We start from the raw sequence: 17,380 nt of genomic DNA, 5'->3' as shown, positions 1-17,380 counted from the left end.
CCGCCACCGTCACGCAACTCGTTCGCCACCTGGTTTCTGCCCAACCAGGGTGTTGGATGTAACACGATCCTCCAGCTGTCCCATACCCGCGCACCGGATCGCCGGATCCCGGTTCGGTGGAGATCCCCGCCCGACGGGGCCCCTACCGCGCGAACCGACCGACCAGCAGCTCCAGCGCCGCGGTCACCGCCCCGTGACGGATTGTGGCACGACCCCCCGACAGCAGGGGAGAACTGACCAGAGTTCCCCCCGGGCCGGCGACCGCCAGGTGCACCGTGCCCACCGGCCGCCCGTCCTGCGGGTCCGGCCCGGCCACCCCGGTCGTCGCGAGCCCGTACGTGGCCCCCAGCAATCCGCGCACGCCCTCGGCCATCTGCCGGGCCACCACCGGATGGACCGGCCCGTACACGTCCAGCAGGCCCTCGTCCACCCCGAGCACCGAGGCCTTCAGTTCGGTCGCGTACGCGGTGACCGAGCCCCGGAAGGTCGCGGACGCCCCGGGGACGTCCACCAGCGCGGCGGCCAGCAGACCCCCGGTCAGCGATTCGGCGACCGCGAGCGTGCCGCCCTCGGCCCGCAGCGCGGCGTGCGCCCGCTCGGCCAGCTCGTAGTCCCGCTGCGCCACGTCCCGCTCCGCCACGTCCCGCTCCGACACCCGGTCTCCCCCGTCGCTCAGCGGCCGGCCCGGGCCGCGGCCTGTCCCTCGCGGCGCAGTCGCAGCGCCTGTCCGATGTAGTCCAGCGCGGTGCCGACGGTCAGCAGTACCGCCAGGCCCATCAGCACGGCCCGCCCGGTGGCCAGCCAGCCGGTCAGCGGCAGCACGTACATGCCGACCGCGGTGCCCTGGGTGAGCGTCTTGAGCTTGCCGCCGCGGCTGGCCGGGATGACGCCGTAGCGGATCACCCAGAAGCGCATCAGCGTGATGCCGAGCTCGCGGGCCAGGATCACCACGGTGACCCACCAGGGCAGGTCGCCGAGCACCGAGAGGCCGATCAGCGCCGACCCCATGATCGCCTTGTCGGCGATCGGGTCGGCGATCTTGCCGAAGTCGGTGACCAGGCCCTTGCGCCGGGCGAGCTCGCCGTCGAACAGGTCGGTGATCATCGCGATCGCGAACGCCGCCCAGGCGACCGCGCGCCACTTGGGGTTGTGCCCGTCGTCGGCGAACAGCAGGGCCACGAAGACCGGCACCAGCAGCACCCGGACCATCGTGAGCACGTTGGCGATGTTCCAGATCCCCGGGGCGGACGCCGCCGCGGCCACCGGTCTGCCCGGGTGGGCCGCGGCCGGGGCGACGGGCCCCTTGGTCATTCCCCGACTCCCGAGACCTTGGCCCCCGCGACCTCGGCGCCCGGGGTCCTGGGCGGTCGCACCTGCTCCAGCGCCTCGGCGATCAGGTCGACGCCCTCGCTGGCGACCACCTTGGCCCGCCAGAACTGGCCGATCCCGGGCGCCTCGACGCCGGTGAGGGTGGTCAGGCCGTCGGTCTCCGGGGCCTGGTGGGCGGAGCGGCCCTCGACCACGCCGTCCTCGACCGACTCGATCAGCACCTCGACCTCGGTGCCGATCCGCTGCTCGGCCCGCTGGGCGGTCATCTCCTCGGCCAGCCGGCTCAGCCGGTCCAGGCGGTCGGCGATCACGTCCTCGGCGAGCTTGCCGTCGTAGGTCGCGGCCTCGGTGCCGTCCTCGTCCGAATAGCCGAAGACGCCGATCGCGTCCAGCCCGGCGTGGGTGACGAAGCGCTCGAGCTCGGCGAAGTCCTCCTCGGTCTCACCGGGGAAGCCGACGATGAAGTTGGACCGGGCACCGGCCTGCGGGGCCTTGCCGCGGATGGTCCCCAGCAGTTCCAGGAACTGGTCGGTGGAGCCGAACCGGCGCATCCGGCGCAGCACGGCGGGTGCCGAGTGCTGGAAGGACAGGTCGAAGTAGGGCACCACGTCGGCGGTCCCGGTCATCGAGTCGATCAGACCCGGGCGCATCTCGGCCGGCTGGAGGTAGGAGACCCGGACCCGCTCGACGCCCTCGATCGCGGCGATCTCGCCGAGCAGCGTCTCCAGCAGCCGGATGTCGCCGAGGTCCTTGCCGTACGAGGTGTTGTTCTCGCTCACCAGGACGATCTCGCGCACGCCCTGCCCGGCCAGCCACTGGGCCTCGTTCAGCACGTCGGAGGGGCGCCGGGAGATGAAGGAGCCGCGGAAGGCCGGGATGGCGCAGAAGGAGCAGCGGCGGTCGCAGCCGGAGGCGAGCTTGACCGAGGCCACCGGGTTGTCGTCCAGCCGCTTGCGCAGGGTGCGCGGGCCGGAGGCGGGGGCGAGGCCGTCGGGCAGGTCGGTGATCGGCTCGGCGGGGGCCTCGGCGCCGTGGCCGGGCAGCGCGACGGCCTCGGCGGCGGACTGCCGCTCGGCCGGGCTGACCGGCAGCAGCTTGCGGCGGTCGCGCGGCAGGTGCGGGGCGTGGTGGCCGCCGGAGAGGATCGTCTGCAGGCGGTCGGAGATGTTGGTGTAGTCGTCGAAGCCGAGCACGCCGTCGGCCTCGGGCAGCGCGTCGGCGAGCTCCTTGCCGTACCGCTCGGCCATGCAGCCGACCGCGACGACGGCCTGGGTGCGGCCGTGCCCCTTGAGGTCGTTGGCCTCCAGCAGGGCGTCCACGGAGTCCTTCTTGGCGGCCTCGACGAAGCCGCAGGTGTTGACCACGGCGACGTCCGCTTCGGCGGCGTCGTCGACGAGCAACCAGCCGTCGGCTTCCAGTCGCCCGGCGAGTTCCTCGGAGTCCACCTCGTTGCGGGCGCATCCGAGCGTGACAAGGGCGACAGTACGGCGTTCAGGCATAGGCCCAAGATTAACGCGCGGGCTCCGGTGCCGTTGGCCCCGGAGTCCGCGCGCCTCGGATCAGCTGATCATCAGAGGGCCGTCCGGCCCCTGTGGTCAGCCAGCCTGCGGGTCTCCGGGGGTGTACGTGACGTGCACCACCTGGCCGTCCTTGCCGAGGAGGCCGAGGTCCTTCCCGTTGACGTACGCGTGCACGGCCCCGCCGTTGCCGAGCACCAGCTTGATCTGCCGGGGGTCGGTGAAGGTCTGGTCCTGGCCGTTGCTGATGTTGTTCTGGAACAGCGATTTGCCGCTGCCGTCCATCGCCGAGACCCAGCTGGTGCCCTCGGCGACCAGCTTCACGGTGACCTTGTCGGCCGGGACGGCGGCGATCGCGGCGGCGCTGGGCACGGGAGCCGGCGGCTGGACGGCGGGCGTGGCGGCGGGGGCCACCGAGCCGGTCCCCGCGCCGCTGGGCAGCGGCGCGCTGGCCGAGCCGGTGGTGCCGTGCCCGCCCGTGCCACTGACCAGGTTGAAGCCGATCAGCACGACCACGGCGACGATCGCGGCGACCATGGCGGCCGCCCAGTTCGGCCGGCCGCGGCGGGGCACCTTGATCGGCCCGCTGTCGATCAGCTGGGTCGCCGGACGCCTGGCGGCGGGCGGGCCGCCGTGCGCGGCGTCGTACCGGGCGACCAGCGCCTCGCCGTCCAGGCCGACCACCCGGGCGATCAGGCGGATGTGCCCGCGTGCGTAGAAGTCGCCGCCGCAGCGGGCGAAGTCGTCCGCCTCGATGGCATGGACGATCGGCACCCGGACCCGGGTGGCGGTACTCACCTGGTCCACCGTGAGCCCCGCGTCGATCCGGGCGGTGGACAGCACCCGGCCGATGCTCGGGGCATCGGCCGCCTCCACCACGTCGTCGGCCGGTTCGACGGACGGCATGGTGTTCTCGCGGTCGGAGGACTTGCCGATGGTCACGGGGCACGCCTTTCGAGCGGATGGCCACCTGCTGGGGAACAGTCTAGGGGCGTGGGCGGATCGATTCTCAAGCGGACCGGGCCGAATGCGCACTCCCGGTCCGACCGGGGTCCGGAGCCGCGCCGACGGGCCGTCAGCGCGGCCGCGCGGGGAACCCGGGGTCCGCTTTCCGCGGTGTGACGCGGTGTACGCACGTTCGGTTCCCCACGCGGCGCCTACCCTCCTCCGAACGAGTGACACCTCGCCCAGGACACGGGCCGGGCCCCGACGGGGCCCGGCCGTCAGCCCCGAAGGGTGATCAGCACCCCGTCCAGCTCGTCCGGCTTCACCAGCACGTCGCGGGCCTTGGAGCCCTCGCTCGGACCGACGATCCCGCGCGACTCCATCAGGTCCATCAGCCGGCCCGCCTTCGCGAAGCCGACCCGGAGCTTGCGCTGGAGCATCGAGGTCGAGCCGAACTGGGTGGAGACCACCAGCTCGGCCGCCTGGATCAGCAGGTCCAGGTCGTCGCCGATCTCCTCGTCGATCTCCTTCTTCGGCCCGCCCCCGACCGTCACGTCGTCCCGGTAGACGGCGGTCAGCTGGTCCTTGCAGTGCTGCACCACCCTGGCGATCTCCGCCTCGGTGACGAACGCGCCCTGCATGCGGATCGGCTTGCTGGCGCCCATCGGCAGGAAGAGCGCGTCGCCCTTGCCGATCAGCTTCTCGGCGCCGGGCTGGTCCAGGATGACCCGGGAGTCGGCCATCGCGGAGGTCGCGAAGGCCAGCCGGGACGGCACGTTGGCCTTGATCAGGCCGGTGACCACGTCCACCGAGGGCCGCTGGGTGGCGAGCACCAGGTGGATGCCGGCCGCGCGGGCCAGCTGGGTGATCCGGACCACCGAGTCCTCGACGTCGCGCGGCGCGACCATCATCAGGTCGGCCAGCTCGTCGACGATCACCAGCAGGTACGGGTACGGCGTCAGCTCGCGCTCGCTGCCGAGCGGCGGGGTGACCCTGCCGGCCCGCACCGCCGCGTTGAAGTCGTCCACGTGCCGGAAACCGAACGCCGCGAGGTCGTCGTAGCGCATGTCCATCTCGCGCACCACCCACTGGAGGGCCTCGGCGGCCTTCTTGGGGTTGGTGATGATCGGCGTGATCAGGTGCGGGATGCCCTCGTACGCGGTCAGCTCGACCCGCTTGGGGTCGACCAGCACCATCCGCACCTCGTCCGGGGTGGCCCGGGCGAGGATCGAGGTGATCAGGCAGTTGATGCAGGAGGACTTGCCCGCGCCGGTCGCGCCGGCCACCAGGATGTGCGGCATCTTGGCGAGGTTGGCCATCACGGTGTGGCCCTCGACGTCCTTGCCCATGCCGACGACCATCGGGTGGGTGTCCTCGGCGGCCGTGCGCGAGCGCAGCAGGTCGCCGAGGTTGACCATCTCGCGGTCCCGGTTGGGGATCTCGATCCCGACGGCGGACTTTCCGGGGATCGGGCTGATGATCCGCACGTCCGGGCTGGCCACCGCGTACGCGATGTTCTTGGCGAGCGCGGTGATCCGCTCCACCTTGACGGCCGGGCCGAGCTCGACCTCGTAGCGGGTGACCGTTGGCCCCCGGGTGAAGCCGGTGACCTTGGCGTCCACCTTGAACTCGGCGAAGGTGCCGGTGAGCTGGGCGACCACCTCGTCGTTGAGGGCGCTGCGGGCCTTGGCCGGGCCGCCGCGCTCCAGCAGGTCGAGCGGGGGCAGGGCGTAGGTGGCGCCCTCGCCGAACTGCAGCTGCTCCATCCGCACCGGTGCCGCGCCGTGCTCCTCGGGCGCGCCCGGGCCGCCGCTGCGGGCGGCGGGGACCGCGGCCTCCTCCGGCGGGGCGGTGCGGTCCTGCACCTGGTGCATCATGTCCGCCACAGCGGAGGAGGCGGGCACGCCGTAGACCAGGGCGCCGTCCAGGTCCGCGGCCGCGCCGGCGGCGAGGTCGCGGGTGGCGTAGGGGTCCAGCGGCTCCTTGTCCAGGGAGATCCGCTCGGCGTCCTCCGGCTCCTCGGCGGGCTTGCGCCGACGGCGGCGCCGGCGGGCCGCCACCTCGTCCGAGGGATCGTCACTGTCGGTGTCCACGGTGAACGGCAGCGCGTCGGGGTCGGCGTCCTCCGGCGGGTCGGTGGACAGCTCGCGCTCCGGCGCGCGCCCCCACCGCCCGTCCTCCGGCCCGGGCTCGACCACGCCCAGCCGTATGCCGATCCCCCGCACCCGCTCGCCGATCCGGTTGATCGGGGTGGCGGTGACCACCAGCAGGCCGAAGAAGGCCAGCAGCAGGAGCAGCGGCACGGCGAGCGCCGGCCCGGCGGCGGCCATCATCGGGGTGGACGCGGCCCAGCCGATGATTCCGCCGGCCGCCCTTATCCGGGAGGCGCCGCTGCCCATCATGGGCGCGCCGCAGCCGATGTGGACCAGGCCGAGGACGCCGACCAGCAGCGCGCTCAGCCCGATCATGATCCGCCCGTTGGCCTCCGGCAGCTCCGGGTGGCGCCAGAGCCTGATCGCCATCGCGGCCAGCAGGAAGGGCACCAGCACGTCGAGCCGGCCGAACAGCCCGGACACCACGGCGGTGGCCCCCTCACCCAGCCAGCCTTGCGGGCTGAACCAGGTGCCGGCCGCGGTCACCAGCGCGAGCGCGAAGAGCAGCAGGCCCACGCCGTCCTTGCGGTGGTCCGGATGCAGGTTCTTGGCGCCGTCGCCGAAGCCCCGGAAGATCGCCGCGATCGGGCTGGCGAGGGCGTTGAGCGCGCCCATCAGCACCGATCTGGACGGCTTCGGCGCGGGTGCGGCCGGCTTGGCCGCCGCCTTCTTCGCGGGGGCCGCCTTCCCGGCCGCCGCCTTCTTCGCGGGCGGCTTGCCCGGGGCCTTCGCCGCGGCCTTCCCGGACGCTCCCGGACTCGACTTACGTGCTGCGTTCCCGGGCGTGCGAGTGGCCATGGGTCAGCAGCCTACCGGGGCCGGCGACCACTGCACATGTGCCCGAGTCCGGGCGCCGGGGCGTGTCGCAGACACACCGTCACCCTGACCGGGATTCACCCGGTCGCCGCACCGGACCACCCGGACGGGTGAACCCCGGCAGGGGATCAGGAACTGCCCGGGCGCATCGCGTCCAGGGCCCGGCGCAGCCCGGCGAGCTTGCGCTCCAGGTGCGCCGCGGTGGCGGCCACCCCGGCGTCCTCGCCCCCGTCCAGCTGCTTGCCGAGCGCCTCCGCCTGCTCCTCGACCGCCGCCAGCCGCGCGGACAGCTCACCCAGCAGCGCCCCGCCGAGGGCCCGCTCGTCGCCGCCCTCCTCCAGCTGCAGGCGCAGCAGCGCGGCCTGCTCCTTCAGCTGGCAGTTCTTCGCGTACAGGTCGACGAAGACGGAGACCTTGGCGCGCAGCACCCACGGGTCGAAGGGCTTGGAGATGTAATCCACCGCGCCGGCCGCGTAGCCGCGGAAGGTGTGGTGCGGGCCGTGGTTGATCGCGGTCAGGAAGATGATCGGGATGTCCCGGGTGCGCTCGCGGCGCTTGATATGGGCGGCGGTCTCGAAGCCGTCCATCCCCGGCATCTGGACGTCCAGCAGGATCACCGCGAAGTCGTCGGTGAGCAGCGCCTTCAGCGCCTCCTCACCCGAGGCCGCACGGACCAGTGTCTGGTCCAGGGCCGAGAGGATCGCCTCCAGCGCCAGCAGGTTCTCCGGTCGGTCGTCGACCAGGAGGATCTTGGCCTTCTGCATCAGGGCTCGCCCTCCTGTCGCCTGCCTGCCGCCCGGTGCAGGCACCCGCGTACTGCCCACCGCTACCCCGGTCATGCTAGCCGCACCCCCTCGCCCGGCACATCGCCCCGTCGTGACCCGATCCGGGGCGGCGCGCAGCCAGTGCTCCGGCGCACGCTCAGCAGCGTGTCGCCATCCGGTCACTGTTCGCAACGATCGGTGACCCTACCCGGTTCCCGGGCCCGACCGCCAGCAAACCGGCCGACCGGCCGACGTGAACCCCGGGGCCCGGTCCGGGGTTCACGCCTCCCCCGCGATCACGCGCGGTCCGCGTTCAGCCACTCGCGCATGACCGACAGCAGGTGGTCGGTCTCCACCGGCTTGGTGATGTGGTCGGTGGCACCCGCCTGCAGCGACTTCTCCCGGTCGCCCTTCATCGCCTTGGCGGTCAGCGCGATGATCGGCAGGCCCGCGAACTGGGGCATCCGGCGGATCGCCTCGGTGGTCGCGTAGCCGTCCATCTCCGGCATCATGATGTCCATCAGGACCAGCGCCACGTTCTCGTGCTGCTCCAGCATCTCGATGCCCTCGCGGCCGTTCTCGGCGTACAGGACGGTCAGGCCGTGCTGCTCCAGCACGCTGGTGAGCGCGAACACGTTGCGGACGTCGTCGTCCACGATCAGCACCTGCTGGCCGTCGAAGCGCCGGTCGCCGTTGACCGGGCGGGGCTGGAGGGGCTCCACCGTCCGCGGTCCGGCGGCGCTCTCCAGAGCGGCACTGCGCCGGCGCTCCACCGCGCCGCGGCGGCGCTCCTCGGCCAGCTCGCGGACCTCCTGGGCCCAGTGGTCGGCCGGGTTCTCGCCGACCGGCACCGGCAGGCCCACCGGGGTCACCCCGACCGAGGCGCGCGGCGCCAGGGCGGCCGGCACGGTCGAGCGGGGGTCGCCGACGGCCTCCGGGGCCTCGGTGCGCAGCGGCAGGTAGAGCGTGAAGGTCGAGCCCTTGCCCAGCTCGCTCTCGGCGTGGATCTCGCCGCCGAGCAGCCGGGCGATCTCGCGGCTGATGGACAGGCCGAGGCCGGTGCCGCCGTACTTGCGGCTGGTGGTGCCGTCGGCCTGCTTGAACGCCTCGAAGATCTCGCGCAGCTTGTTCCCGGGGATGCCGATGCCGGTGTCGGAGACCGCGAAGGCGATCAGCTCGTCGTCCGGGCCCTGGATCGAGCCGGACTCCAGCAGCCGCTCGCGCACGTCCTGCGGGACCTCCCGGCCGGCCGGGCGGATCGAGAAGTCGACGGCTCCGGCGTCGGTGAACTTCACCGCGTTGGAGATCAGGTTGCGCAGCACCTGCTGGAGCCGCTGCTCGTCGGTGTGCAGGGTGACCGGCAGGGCGGGCGAGACCCGGACGGCGAAGTCCAGGTTCTTGTCCAGCGCGACCGGCTGGAAGGTGGCCTCGACGTAGTCGACCAGCTGGACCAGCGCGATCCGGGCCGGGCGGACGTCCATCTTGCCGGCCTCGACCTTGGACAGGTCGAGGATGTCGTTGATCAGCTGGAGCAGGTCGGAGCCGGCGCCGTGGATGGTGTCGGCGAACTCGACCTGCTTCGGCGAGAGGTTGCCCTCGTTGTTGTCGGAGAGCAGCTTGGCCAGGATCAGCAGCGAGTTGAGCGGGGTGCGCAGCTCGTGCGACATGTTGGCGAGGAACTCGCTCTTGTACCGGGAGGCCAGGGCGAGCTGCTCGGCACGCTCCTCCAGGACCTGCCGGGCCTCCTCGATCTCGCCGTTCTTGATCTCGATGTCGCGGTTCTGCTGGGCGAGTTGCTCGGCCTTCTCCTGCAACTCCTCGTTGGTGCGCTCCAGTTCCTCCTGGCGGGCCTCCAACTCGGCTGACCGCATCGAGAGTTCGGCGGTGAGGCGCTGGGACTCCAGCAGCAGGCCCTCGGTCTTGGTGTTGACGCTGATGGTGTTGACCGTGACGCCGATGAGGTCCGCGATCTGGTTCAGGAAGTCCAGCGCGACGGTGGTGAAGGAGCTGAAGGTGGCCAGTTCGATCACGCCCAGCAGCCGTCCCTCGAACAGCACCGGCAGCACCACGATGTGGGCCGGGGAGGCCTCGCCGAGCCCGGAGGCGATCTTCAGGTACCCGGGCGGCGCCTCCTTGAGGATGATCGCCCGCTTCTCCACCGCGGCCTGGCCGATCAGCGACTCGCCGGGACGGAAGGTGGTCGGCATCGCCCGCCGCTGGTAGCCGTAGCTGCCGATCAGGCGCAGCACGGTGTCGTTCTCGTCGTCGTCCTCGGTGATCAGCTCGGCGGTGCGGCCGGCCGGCTGGGCGAGGAAGAAGGCTCCGTGCTGGGCGGAGACCACCGGGGTCAGCTCGGTCATGATCAGCGAGGCGACCGCCTCCAGGTCCCGGCGGCCCTGGAGCAGACCGGAGATCCGGGCCAGGTTGGTCTTGAGCCAGTCCTGCTCCTGGTTGGTGCGGGTGGTCTCGCGCAGGTTGGCGATCATCTGGTTGATGTTGTCCTTGAGCTCGTCGAGCTCGCCCGCGGCGTCCACGTCGATCCGCAGGCTCAGGTCGCCCCTGGTGACCGCGGTGGCGACCTGGGCGATCGCGCGCACCTGCCGGGTCAGGTTGTTGGCCAGCTCGTTCACCGACTCGGTGAGGTCCTGCCAGGTGCCGTCCACGCCGGGCACCCGGGCCTGGCCGCCGAGCCGCCCGTCGGTGCCCACCTCGCGGGCCACCCGGGTCACCTCGTCGGCGAAGGCCGACAGCTGGTCGACCATGGTGTTGATGTTGGTCTTGAGCTGGAGGATCTCGCCGCGCGCGTCGACGTCGATCTTCTGCGAGAGGTCGCCGCGGGCCACCGCGGTGATCACCAGCGCGATGTTCCGCACCTGGCCGGTGAGGTTGTTGGCCATCTGGTTGACGTTGTCGGTCAGGTCCTTCCAGATGCCGGCCACGCCGGGCACGCTGGCCTGGCCGCCCAGGGTGCCGTCGGTGCCGACCTCGCGGGCCACCCGGGTGACCTCCACCGCGAAGGAGGACAGCTGGTCGACCATGGTGTTGAGGGTCGCGGCGAGCGCCGCCACCTCGCCCTGGGCGTCGATGGCGATCTTCTTGGAGAGGTCGCCGCGGGCCACCGCACCGGCGACCTCGGCGATGTTGCGTACCTGCCCGGTCAGGTTCGACGCCATGAAGTTGACGTTGTCGGTCAGGTCCTTCCAGATGCCCGACACCCCGCGCACCCGGGCCTGGCCGCCCAGGATGCCCTCGGTGCCCACCTCCCGGGCCACCCGGGTCACCTCGTCGGCGAACGCCGACAGCTGGTCCACCATCGTGTTGACGGTCGTCACCAGCTCCAGGATCTCGCCCCGGGCGTCGACGGTGATCTTCTTGGAGACGTCGCCGCGCGCCACCGCCGTGGTCACCTCGGCGATGTTCCGGACCTGGCTGGTCAGGTTGTTGGCCATCAGGTTGACGGAGTTGGTCAGGTCCTTCCAGATCCCGGCCACGCCGGGCACGCTGGCCTGGCCGCCGAGGATGCCCTCGGTGCCCACGTCCCGGGCGACCCGGGTGACCTCGTCCGCGAAGGCGCCCAGCTGGTCCACCATCGTGTTGATGGTGTTCTTCAGCTCGAGGATCTCCCCGCGCGCGTCCACCTGGATCTTCTGCGACAGGTCGCCCTTGGCGACCGCGGTCGTCACCTGGGCGATGTTGCGCACCTGATCGGTGAGGTTGTTCGCCATGAAGTTGACGTTGTCGGTCAGGTCCCGCCAGACCCCGGCCGCCCAGGGCACCTGCGCCTGACCACCGAGCCGTCCCTCGGTGCCCACCTGACGGGCCACCCGGGTCACCTGCTCGGCGAAGCCGGAGAGCTGGTCGACCATCGTGTTGATGGTGTTCTTCAGCTCCAGCATCTCGCCGCGCGCGTCCACCTCGATCTTCTGCGACAGGTCGCCCTTGGCGACCGCGGTCGTCACCTGGGCGATGTTGCGCACCTGGCCGGTCAGGTTGTTCGCCATGAAGTTCACCGAGTCGGTCAGGTCGCGCCAGACCCCGGCCACACCCGGCACCTGGGCCTGACCGCCGAGCCGGCCCTCCGTCCCCACGTCCCGGGCCACCGTGGTGACCTGGGCGGCGAACCCGTTCAGCTGGTCGACCATCGTGTTGACGGTGTTCTTCAGCTCCAGCATCTCGCCGGCCACCTCGACGGTGACCTTGCGGGACAGATCGCCCTTGGCCACCGCCGTGGTCACCTGGGCGATGTTGCGCACCTGGGCGGTCAGCCGGCCCGCCATGGTGTTGACCGAGTCCGCCAGGTCCTTCCAACTGCCGGACACGCTGCGGACCTTGGCCTGGCCGCCGAGCTTGCCCTCGGTACCGACCTCACGGGCCACCCGGGTCACCTCGTCGGTGAACTCGGAGAGCTGGTCCACCAGCCCGTTGACGGTCCGCCCGATCTTCAGGTACTCGCCGCGCAGCGGGTGGCTCACCCCGTTGCTGTGCAGCGAGCGCAGCTCCATCTTCTGGTCCAGGTCGCCCTCGGCGATCGAGGTGAGCACCCGGCCCACCTCGGCCATCGGGCGGGCCAGGTCGTCGATCAGCGCGTTGCAGTTGTCGACCGCCGCCATCCAGGCGCCCTCGCCCGCGCCGGTCTCCAGCCGCTCGTTCAGCCGGCCCTCGCGGCCCACCGCGCGCCGGACCCTCGCCAGTTCACCGGTCAGGTGCTGGTTGCGCTCGGCGACCTCGTTGAACACCGCGGCGATCTCGGCCAGCGGCCCGTCCCCCGGGACGGTCAGCCGGCGGCGGAAGTTGCCGTCCCTCATCGCGGTCAGCGCCGACAGCAGCTTGCGCAGCTCGGCGGGCTCCGCGCCACGGTTGTGGCCCGGCGCCCGTCGGCCGGCCGCGTTCCGCGGCACGGCCCCGGGGCGTCCACCGCGCGCAGTGGGCGGCGTCGTTCCGGTTGCGTCCTTGGTGGCCGAACTCAACGGGCCCCTCCCACATCGTGAACTGTCCGGTGACCGACCGTGCCGGTGCGGCACGCACCCGGGCACCGGCCCGGCTGGGCTGCGTACCGACGGTCCGCGACGCGCCGGCACCCACACGACCGTACTGCTCCCACCGGCCGTCGCGGACCCCCCAGTCTGGCAGCACCGGCACCGGGTGCACGGCCGGTTGTGCTCGGTTCGTACCGCACCGTCCGAAACAGGTGGGCAGAATCACCCTCAGGTGCCTGTTTCGACTCCCCGTCCCCACGGGGAACCAAGCGGAAAGTAGGGTGGAGCGCTGCACCGGGCCACGACCCGACCCAGCGCCGCCGCTCACCCCGACGGCGCGCACGGGGATTCGGCGCCGCACCCCGGACAGCCAGGGCAAGAGCAGCAGAGGAGAAGTGGCAACGTGGTCACCGCGCGCGCAGCCGCCACCTTCGATCCCGACGGCCGGTCCGCGGCCGCCGCACGGGGGTTCGTCCGGGACGCGCTGCTCGGCTGGGGCCTGCCCGAGGTCGTCGACGACGCGGTCGTGCTGGTCAGCGAGCTCGTCACCAACGCCGTCGTGCACGCCGGCACCGCCGCGGAGGTCTGCTGCCTGCGCGAGGAGGAGAGCGTCCGGATCGAGGTCACCGACCACCACCCCGAGCGCGGCCTGCCCTCGCTCGGCGACGGTCCGGTCACCGGCTCCGACCGCTACGCCGACCCGGACGGCGAGGGCGGTCGCGGCCTGCTGATGTGCTCCGCCCTCTCGGAACGGTGGGGCGTCGAGTACGCGGCCGGCCGCAAGACCGTCTGGTTCCGCCTCGCGCTGCCCGCACACGTGTCCGGGACCCGCTACGCCGTTCCCGCGACCCCCGGCAGCGATCTGCCCAGCGGCCCCGGCCCGGTGCGCGTCGCCGTCGTCCAGCTCGACGAGGACGGCCGGGTGCTGGCCTGGAACCCGGACGCCGAGGCGCTCTTCCAGTACCCCGCCGCGGCCGTCCTCGGCCACCCCTGGGCCGACCTCGCGGTCTGGCCCAAGTCCCCCGCCCGCGGCCTCGGCCTGACCGACACCCTGCGGATGGCCCGTTGGGAGGGCGGCTACGGCATCCGCCGCCAGGACGGCCAGGAGGTCGAGGTGTACGGCGTCCAGGTCCGGCTGCGCGACACCGAGGGCGTCCCCTCCACCCTCTGCCTGCTGGTCCTCGAACCCGACCGCGCGGTGCTGCGCTCCCCCGCCCGGGCCCTGCCCGGCGAGCGCCCCGACCCGGCCGGCCCCCGGCTCGACCTGCTGGCCGGCCCGGTCGCCACCGACGACCTCGACACCCTGCTCCAGCGCACCGTCGAACGCGCCCGCGACCTGCTCGACGGCGATGCCGCGTACCTGCTGCTCACCACCGACGACGAGGCCGAGTTCGAGGTCCGCGCCGCCACCGGCCTCACCTCCGGACACCGCAGGCACACCCGCTTCCCGGTCGACACCGGCAACCGCTACGACTCCGCCCGGCTGCCCTCCGTCCACGAGGACCTCTCCGCCCGGCCCACCGGCCTGCCACTGCTCTCCGACAGCGGGATGCGCTCCCTGATCACCGTCCCGCTCAAGGTCGAGGGCCGGCTGATCGGTTCGCTGGGCATCGCCGCCGCCGTGCCCGGCCGCTACGACAACGAGGACGCGCTGCGCCTGCAGTTCGCCGCCGACCGGGTCGCCCTCGCTGTCGAGAGCACCCGGCTGACCGAGCTCGAACAGCTGCGCCGCGGCTCGCTCTCCTTCCTGGTCGAGGCCTCCGACCTGCTGGCCGGGACCCTCGAACACGAGCAGACCCTCGCGCTGATGGCCCAGATGGCCGTCCCCACCCTCGCCTCCTGGTGTGCCGTCTACACCACCGCCGACCGCTCCTCACCGGCCAGGCTCGCCTTCGTCCTGCACGAGGACGAGGACCGCATCGACCCGCTGCGCGACCTGCTCGACAAGACGCCCGTGCCGGAGGCCGGCCCCGCCCACGGCGTCCGGTTCTGGACGGCCCTCGCCGAGTCCGCCGAGGCGGGCGGCCTCGCCGACAGCCCGGAACTCGCCGGCCTGCTCGGCGAGACCGTCGTCCTCGCACTGACCGCCCGCAACCGCGTCATCGGCCTGCTGGTGCTCGGGGTCCCGGCCGGCGTCGGATTCCGCCAGGAGATCCTCGAACTCGCCGAGGACCTCTCCCGCCGGGCCGCCCTCGCCCTGGACAACTCCCGCCTCTACTCCGAGCGCACCGCCACCAGCCAGGCCCTCCAGCGCAGCCTGCTCCCGCCGGACCTGCCGGAGATCCCCGGCGTCGAGGTGGACGTCTACTACCAGGCGGCCGGCGAGGGCAACGAGGTCGGCGGCGACTTCTACGACCTGTTCACCATCCGCGAGGGCACCTACGGCTTCGCCATCGGCGACGTCTGCGGCACCGGCCCCGAGGCCGCCTCGGTCACCGGCCTGGCCCGGCACTCGCTGCGGCTCCTCGCCCGCGAGGGCCTGGACGCCCCGCAGGTGCTGCGCCGGCTCAACGCGGCCATCCTGGACGAGGGTTCGCGCAGCCGCTTCCTCACCCTGCTCTACGGCGAACTGACGCCCCGCCCGGACGGCAGCACCGAGCTCTCCCTGGTCTGTGCCGGCCACCCGCTGCCGCTGCGGCTGCGCACCGACGGCCAGGTCGACCGGGCCGCCACCCCGCAGCCGCTGCTCGGCGTCATGGACGACCTCGACCTCACCGCCGAGCACCTGGTGCTCTCCCCCGGCGAGGTCCTGCTCTGTGTCACCGACGGGGTCACCGAACGCCGCGAGGGCCGGCGGATGCTGGGCGACGACGGCCTCGCCGAGGTGCTCACCGGCTGTACCGGCCTGACCGCCGGGGCGGTCGCGGCGAGGGTGCAGCGTGCGGTCGAACGCTTCGCCCCGGAGCCGCCGTCCGACGACATGGCGATCCTGACCCTCCGGGTGCCCACCCAGCGCAGGACCTGAGCGTCCGGAGGCCGGCGTATGCCGACGAGTGTCGGCGCGGCGTCGGTGCCTTGCCGGCGCCGTGCCGGCGCCGTGCTGACGCAGTCACAAATTGTTATATTCACAAGGGTACAAGCGAAACGGGGTCGGGTAGACCGATCTCACCGGAGATTCCCTCCGGCGGGGGCACGACCAGCGGCTCTCCGCTGGCCCACCACTTCCGATGGCCCCTCACTTCCGACCGCAGCCCGCGCACACTCACAACCGTGCGCCTTCGGCGCGGTCGCGCGCATCCACTCATCGAGACGACACCACAGCGTCACTGCGCCCTGCGCGCGCCCAGAGTGAAAGGAGCCTCCGGTGAGCAACGACGCTTCCGGGGCAACGAACGCCCGCTCCACCGGAGCCGACGCGGGTAACCTCGGCTACCTCGCACTCGGTCTCACACTGCTCGCCTACGGCCTGCTCTCCACCGGCATCCTGCACGGCGCCGGAGCCGGGAACGCGGCCCACCTCGCCCATATCCTCGGCGGCGTCACCCTCTTCATCGCGGGCCTCTGGCAACTCCGCGGCGGCGAGGGCTTCACCGGAACCGCCTTCACCACCCTCGGCGCCTTCTGGGCGACCTGGTCAACGGCCGCAGGGGCGGGCAAGAACGCCGCCGGACTCTTCCTGCTGCTGTGGGCCCTGCTCGCCCTCACCCTCACCGCCGCGAGCTGGGGTTCGGGCCTGCTCGGCCGCGCCGTCTACGGCCTGCTGACGGTCTCCCTGCTGCTCTCCGCCATCGCCACCTTCGGCGGCTACGGCGGCCTGGCCAAGGTCGCCGGCTGGATCGCGGCCGTCTCCGGGCTGGCCGCCTGGTACTGGGCCACCTCCGCACTGAGCAACGGCTCCTGGGGAAAGATCGCCCTGCCGGTCAAGTAACCGGCCGGGAACGACCTCGGTCAGCCCACCTGCTCCAACTGCTCCTCGGCGGTGCCGCGGGGCCGGATCTCCGTCCCGGCGGAGGCCCGGCCCCGTCGGCGTGCCGCCAACGCCAGCACGGCGTAGGCGAGGAGCAGGATCACCACCGCCACGATGCCGTCCGACCAGAAGTGGTTCGCCGTCACCACCACCACGGCCACCGTCAGCACCGGATGCAGCACCATCACCCATCGCAGTGAACTGCGCGACACCCGGATCACCGCGACCGCCGCCAGCACGCACCAGGCGACGTGCACCGAGGGCATCGCCGACAGCTGATCGGCCACCACCACACCGCCGACCGCGCCGCCGTAGACCGACTGCCCGTACTGGGCGGCCACGTCGACGAAACCGCTCTCCGGCAGCATCCGCGGCGGCGCCACCGGGATGAACTGCACCAGCAGGCAGACCGCGGTCGTGATCACCACCGTGTTGCGCACCCACGCGTAGCGCTCGCGGTGCCGCACGAACACCCAGAGCAGCACACCCAGCATCACGGCGAAGTGCATGGCCGCGTAGTAGTAGTTCGCCAGCCTCACCAACACCGGGTACGGCGTGACCGCCCGCTGCCAGGACGCCTCGTCCGGCAGCCCGAACAGCTGCTCGGTGTGGTGGATCCAGCTCGCGCGGTCCAGCGCGTGGTCCGTACTCATCACCGAGAGGTGCCCGACCAGCTGCCAGAGCGCGAACAGCGCCAGCAGCGTGCCGGCCTCCCGCAGCAGCCCGGACAGCGCAGGCTTCCGGCCCTTCACCGCGGCGTACGCGCCCGCGTGGAGGCCGATGGCGGCGGCCCCGGCGGACTGCCAGGTCAGGGTCAGGTTCTGCATTGGCAGAGGGTAACGCAAAAAGCCCCTTCCCGGTGGGGAAGGGGCTTTTTGGAATAATTGTTCGGCGGCGTCCTACTCTCCCACAGGGTCCCCCCTGCAGTACCATCGGCGCTGTAAGGCTTAGCTTCCGGGTTCGGAATGTAACC

10 protein-coding genes and 1 rRNA gene are annotated in these 17,380 nt (G+C 72.2%); 2 read left to right on the top strand and 9 right to left on the bottom strand.

Features of this window, described 5'->3' with window-relative positions; genetic code table 11:
• Window positions 1–142 precede the first annotated feature (142 nt).
• The 7 genes from ACWGJO_RS07345 to ACWGJO_RS07315 form a co-directional block, all read right to left on the bottom strand.
• The gene (locus ACWGJO_RS07345) at window positions 143–604 is read right to left on the bottom strand and encodes a CinA family protein (RefSeq protein ID WP_359913911.1); all 462 of its coding nucleotides are present in this window, start codon (window positions 602–604) and stop codon (window positions 143–145) included.
• A gap of 68 nt (window positions 605–672) precedes the next feature.
• Complete coding sequence (gene pgsA / locus ACWGJO_RS07340) at window positions 673–1,311, bottom strand: CDP-diacylglycerol--glycerol-3-phosphate 3-phosphatidyltransferase (RefSeq protein ID WP_452182569.1); 639 nt, start codon at window positions 1,309–1,311, stop codon at window positions 673–675.
• Window positions 1,308–2,828 (bottom strand): 30S ribosomal protein S12 methylthiotransferase RimO, encoded by a 1,521-nt coding sequence (gene rimO / locus ACWGJO_RS07335; protein WP_401048230.1) that lies wholly within the window; start codon window positions 2,826–2,828, stop codon window positions 1,308–1,310. Before rimO ends, pgsA begins: the two co-directional genes overlap by 4 nt.
• Before the next feature lie 96 nt (window positions 2,829–2,924).
• Window positions 2,925–3,788, bottom strand: a complete 864-nt coding sequence (locus ACWGJO_RS07330; protein ID WP_452182568.1) for a helix-turn-helix domain-containing protein — start codon at window positions 3,786–3,788, stop codon at window positions 2,925–2,927.
• Between the two features lie 281 nt (window positions 3,789–4,069).
• On the bottom strand, window positions 4,070–6,742 hold the full coding sequence (locus ACWGJO_RS07325) for a DNA translocase FtsK (RefSeq protein ID WP_452182567.1): 2,673 nt from the start codon (window positions 6,740–6,742) through the stop codon (window positions 4,070–4,072).
• 146 nt (window positions 6,743–6,888) lie between these two features.
• Window positions 6,889–7,527, bottom strand: coding sequence for a response regulator (locus ACWGJO_RS07320; RefSeq protein ID WP_359913916.1), 639 nt, complete (start codon window positions 7,525–7,527; stop codon window positions 6,889–6,891).
• Window positions 7,528–7,820: 293 nt separating this feature from the next.
• Window positions 7,821–12,422, bottom strand: coding sequence for a HAMP domain-containing protein (locus tag ACWGJO_RS07315; RefSeq protein ID WP_387736174.1), 4,602 nt, complete (start codon window positions 12,420–12,422; stop codon window positions 7,821–7,823).
• Between the two features lie 481 nt (window positions 12,423–12,903).
• Between ACWGJO_RS07315 and ACWGJO_RS07310 the strand changes: the two genes are divergently transcribed.
• Together ACWGJO_RS07310 and ACWGJO_RS07305 are read left to right on the top strand one after the other, a co-directional pair.
• Window positions 12,904–15,465, top strand: a complete 2,562-nt coding sequence (locus tag ACWGJO_RS07310) for a SpoIIE family protein phosphatase (protein ID WP_452182566.1) — start codon at window positions 12,904–12,906, stop codon at window positions 15,463–15,465.
• Window positions 15,466–15,804: 339 nt separating this feature from the next.
• On the top strand, window positions 15,805–16,368 hold the full coding sequence (locus tag ACWGJO_RS07305; RefSeq protein WP_359913905.1) for a GPR1/FUN34/YaaH family transporter: 564 nt from the start codon (window positions 15,805–15,807) through the stop codon (window positions 16,366–16,368).
• 20 nt (window positions 16,369–16,388) lie between these two features.
• On the opposite strand, the gene ACWGJO_RS07300 is transcribed toward ACWGJO_RS07305, so the two are convergent.
• Entirely contained in the window at window positions 16,389–17,234 is an 846-nt protein-coding gene (locus tag ACWGJO_RS07300) for a phosphatase PAP2 family protein (RefSeq protein WP_452182565.1), read from the bottom strand.
• Between the two features lie 59 nt (window positions 17,235–17,293).
• A 5S ribosomal RNA gene (rrf, locus tag ACWGJO_RS07295) occupies window positions 17,294–17,380 on the bottom strand; the annotation flags it as partial.

The organism is Kitasatospora sp. NPDC054795 (genome assembly GCF_053611565.1).
This window is presented reverse-complemented; position numbering and strand designations above follow the sequence as displayed.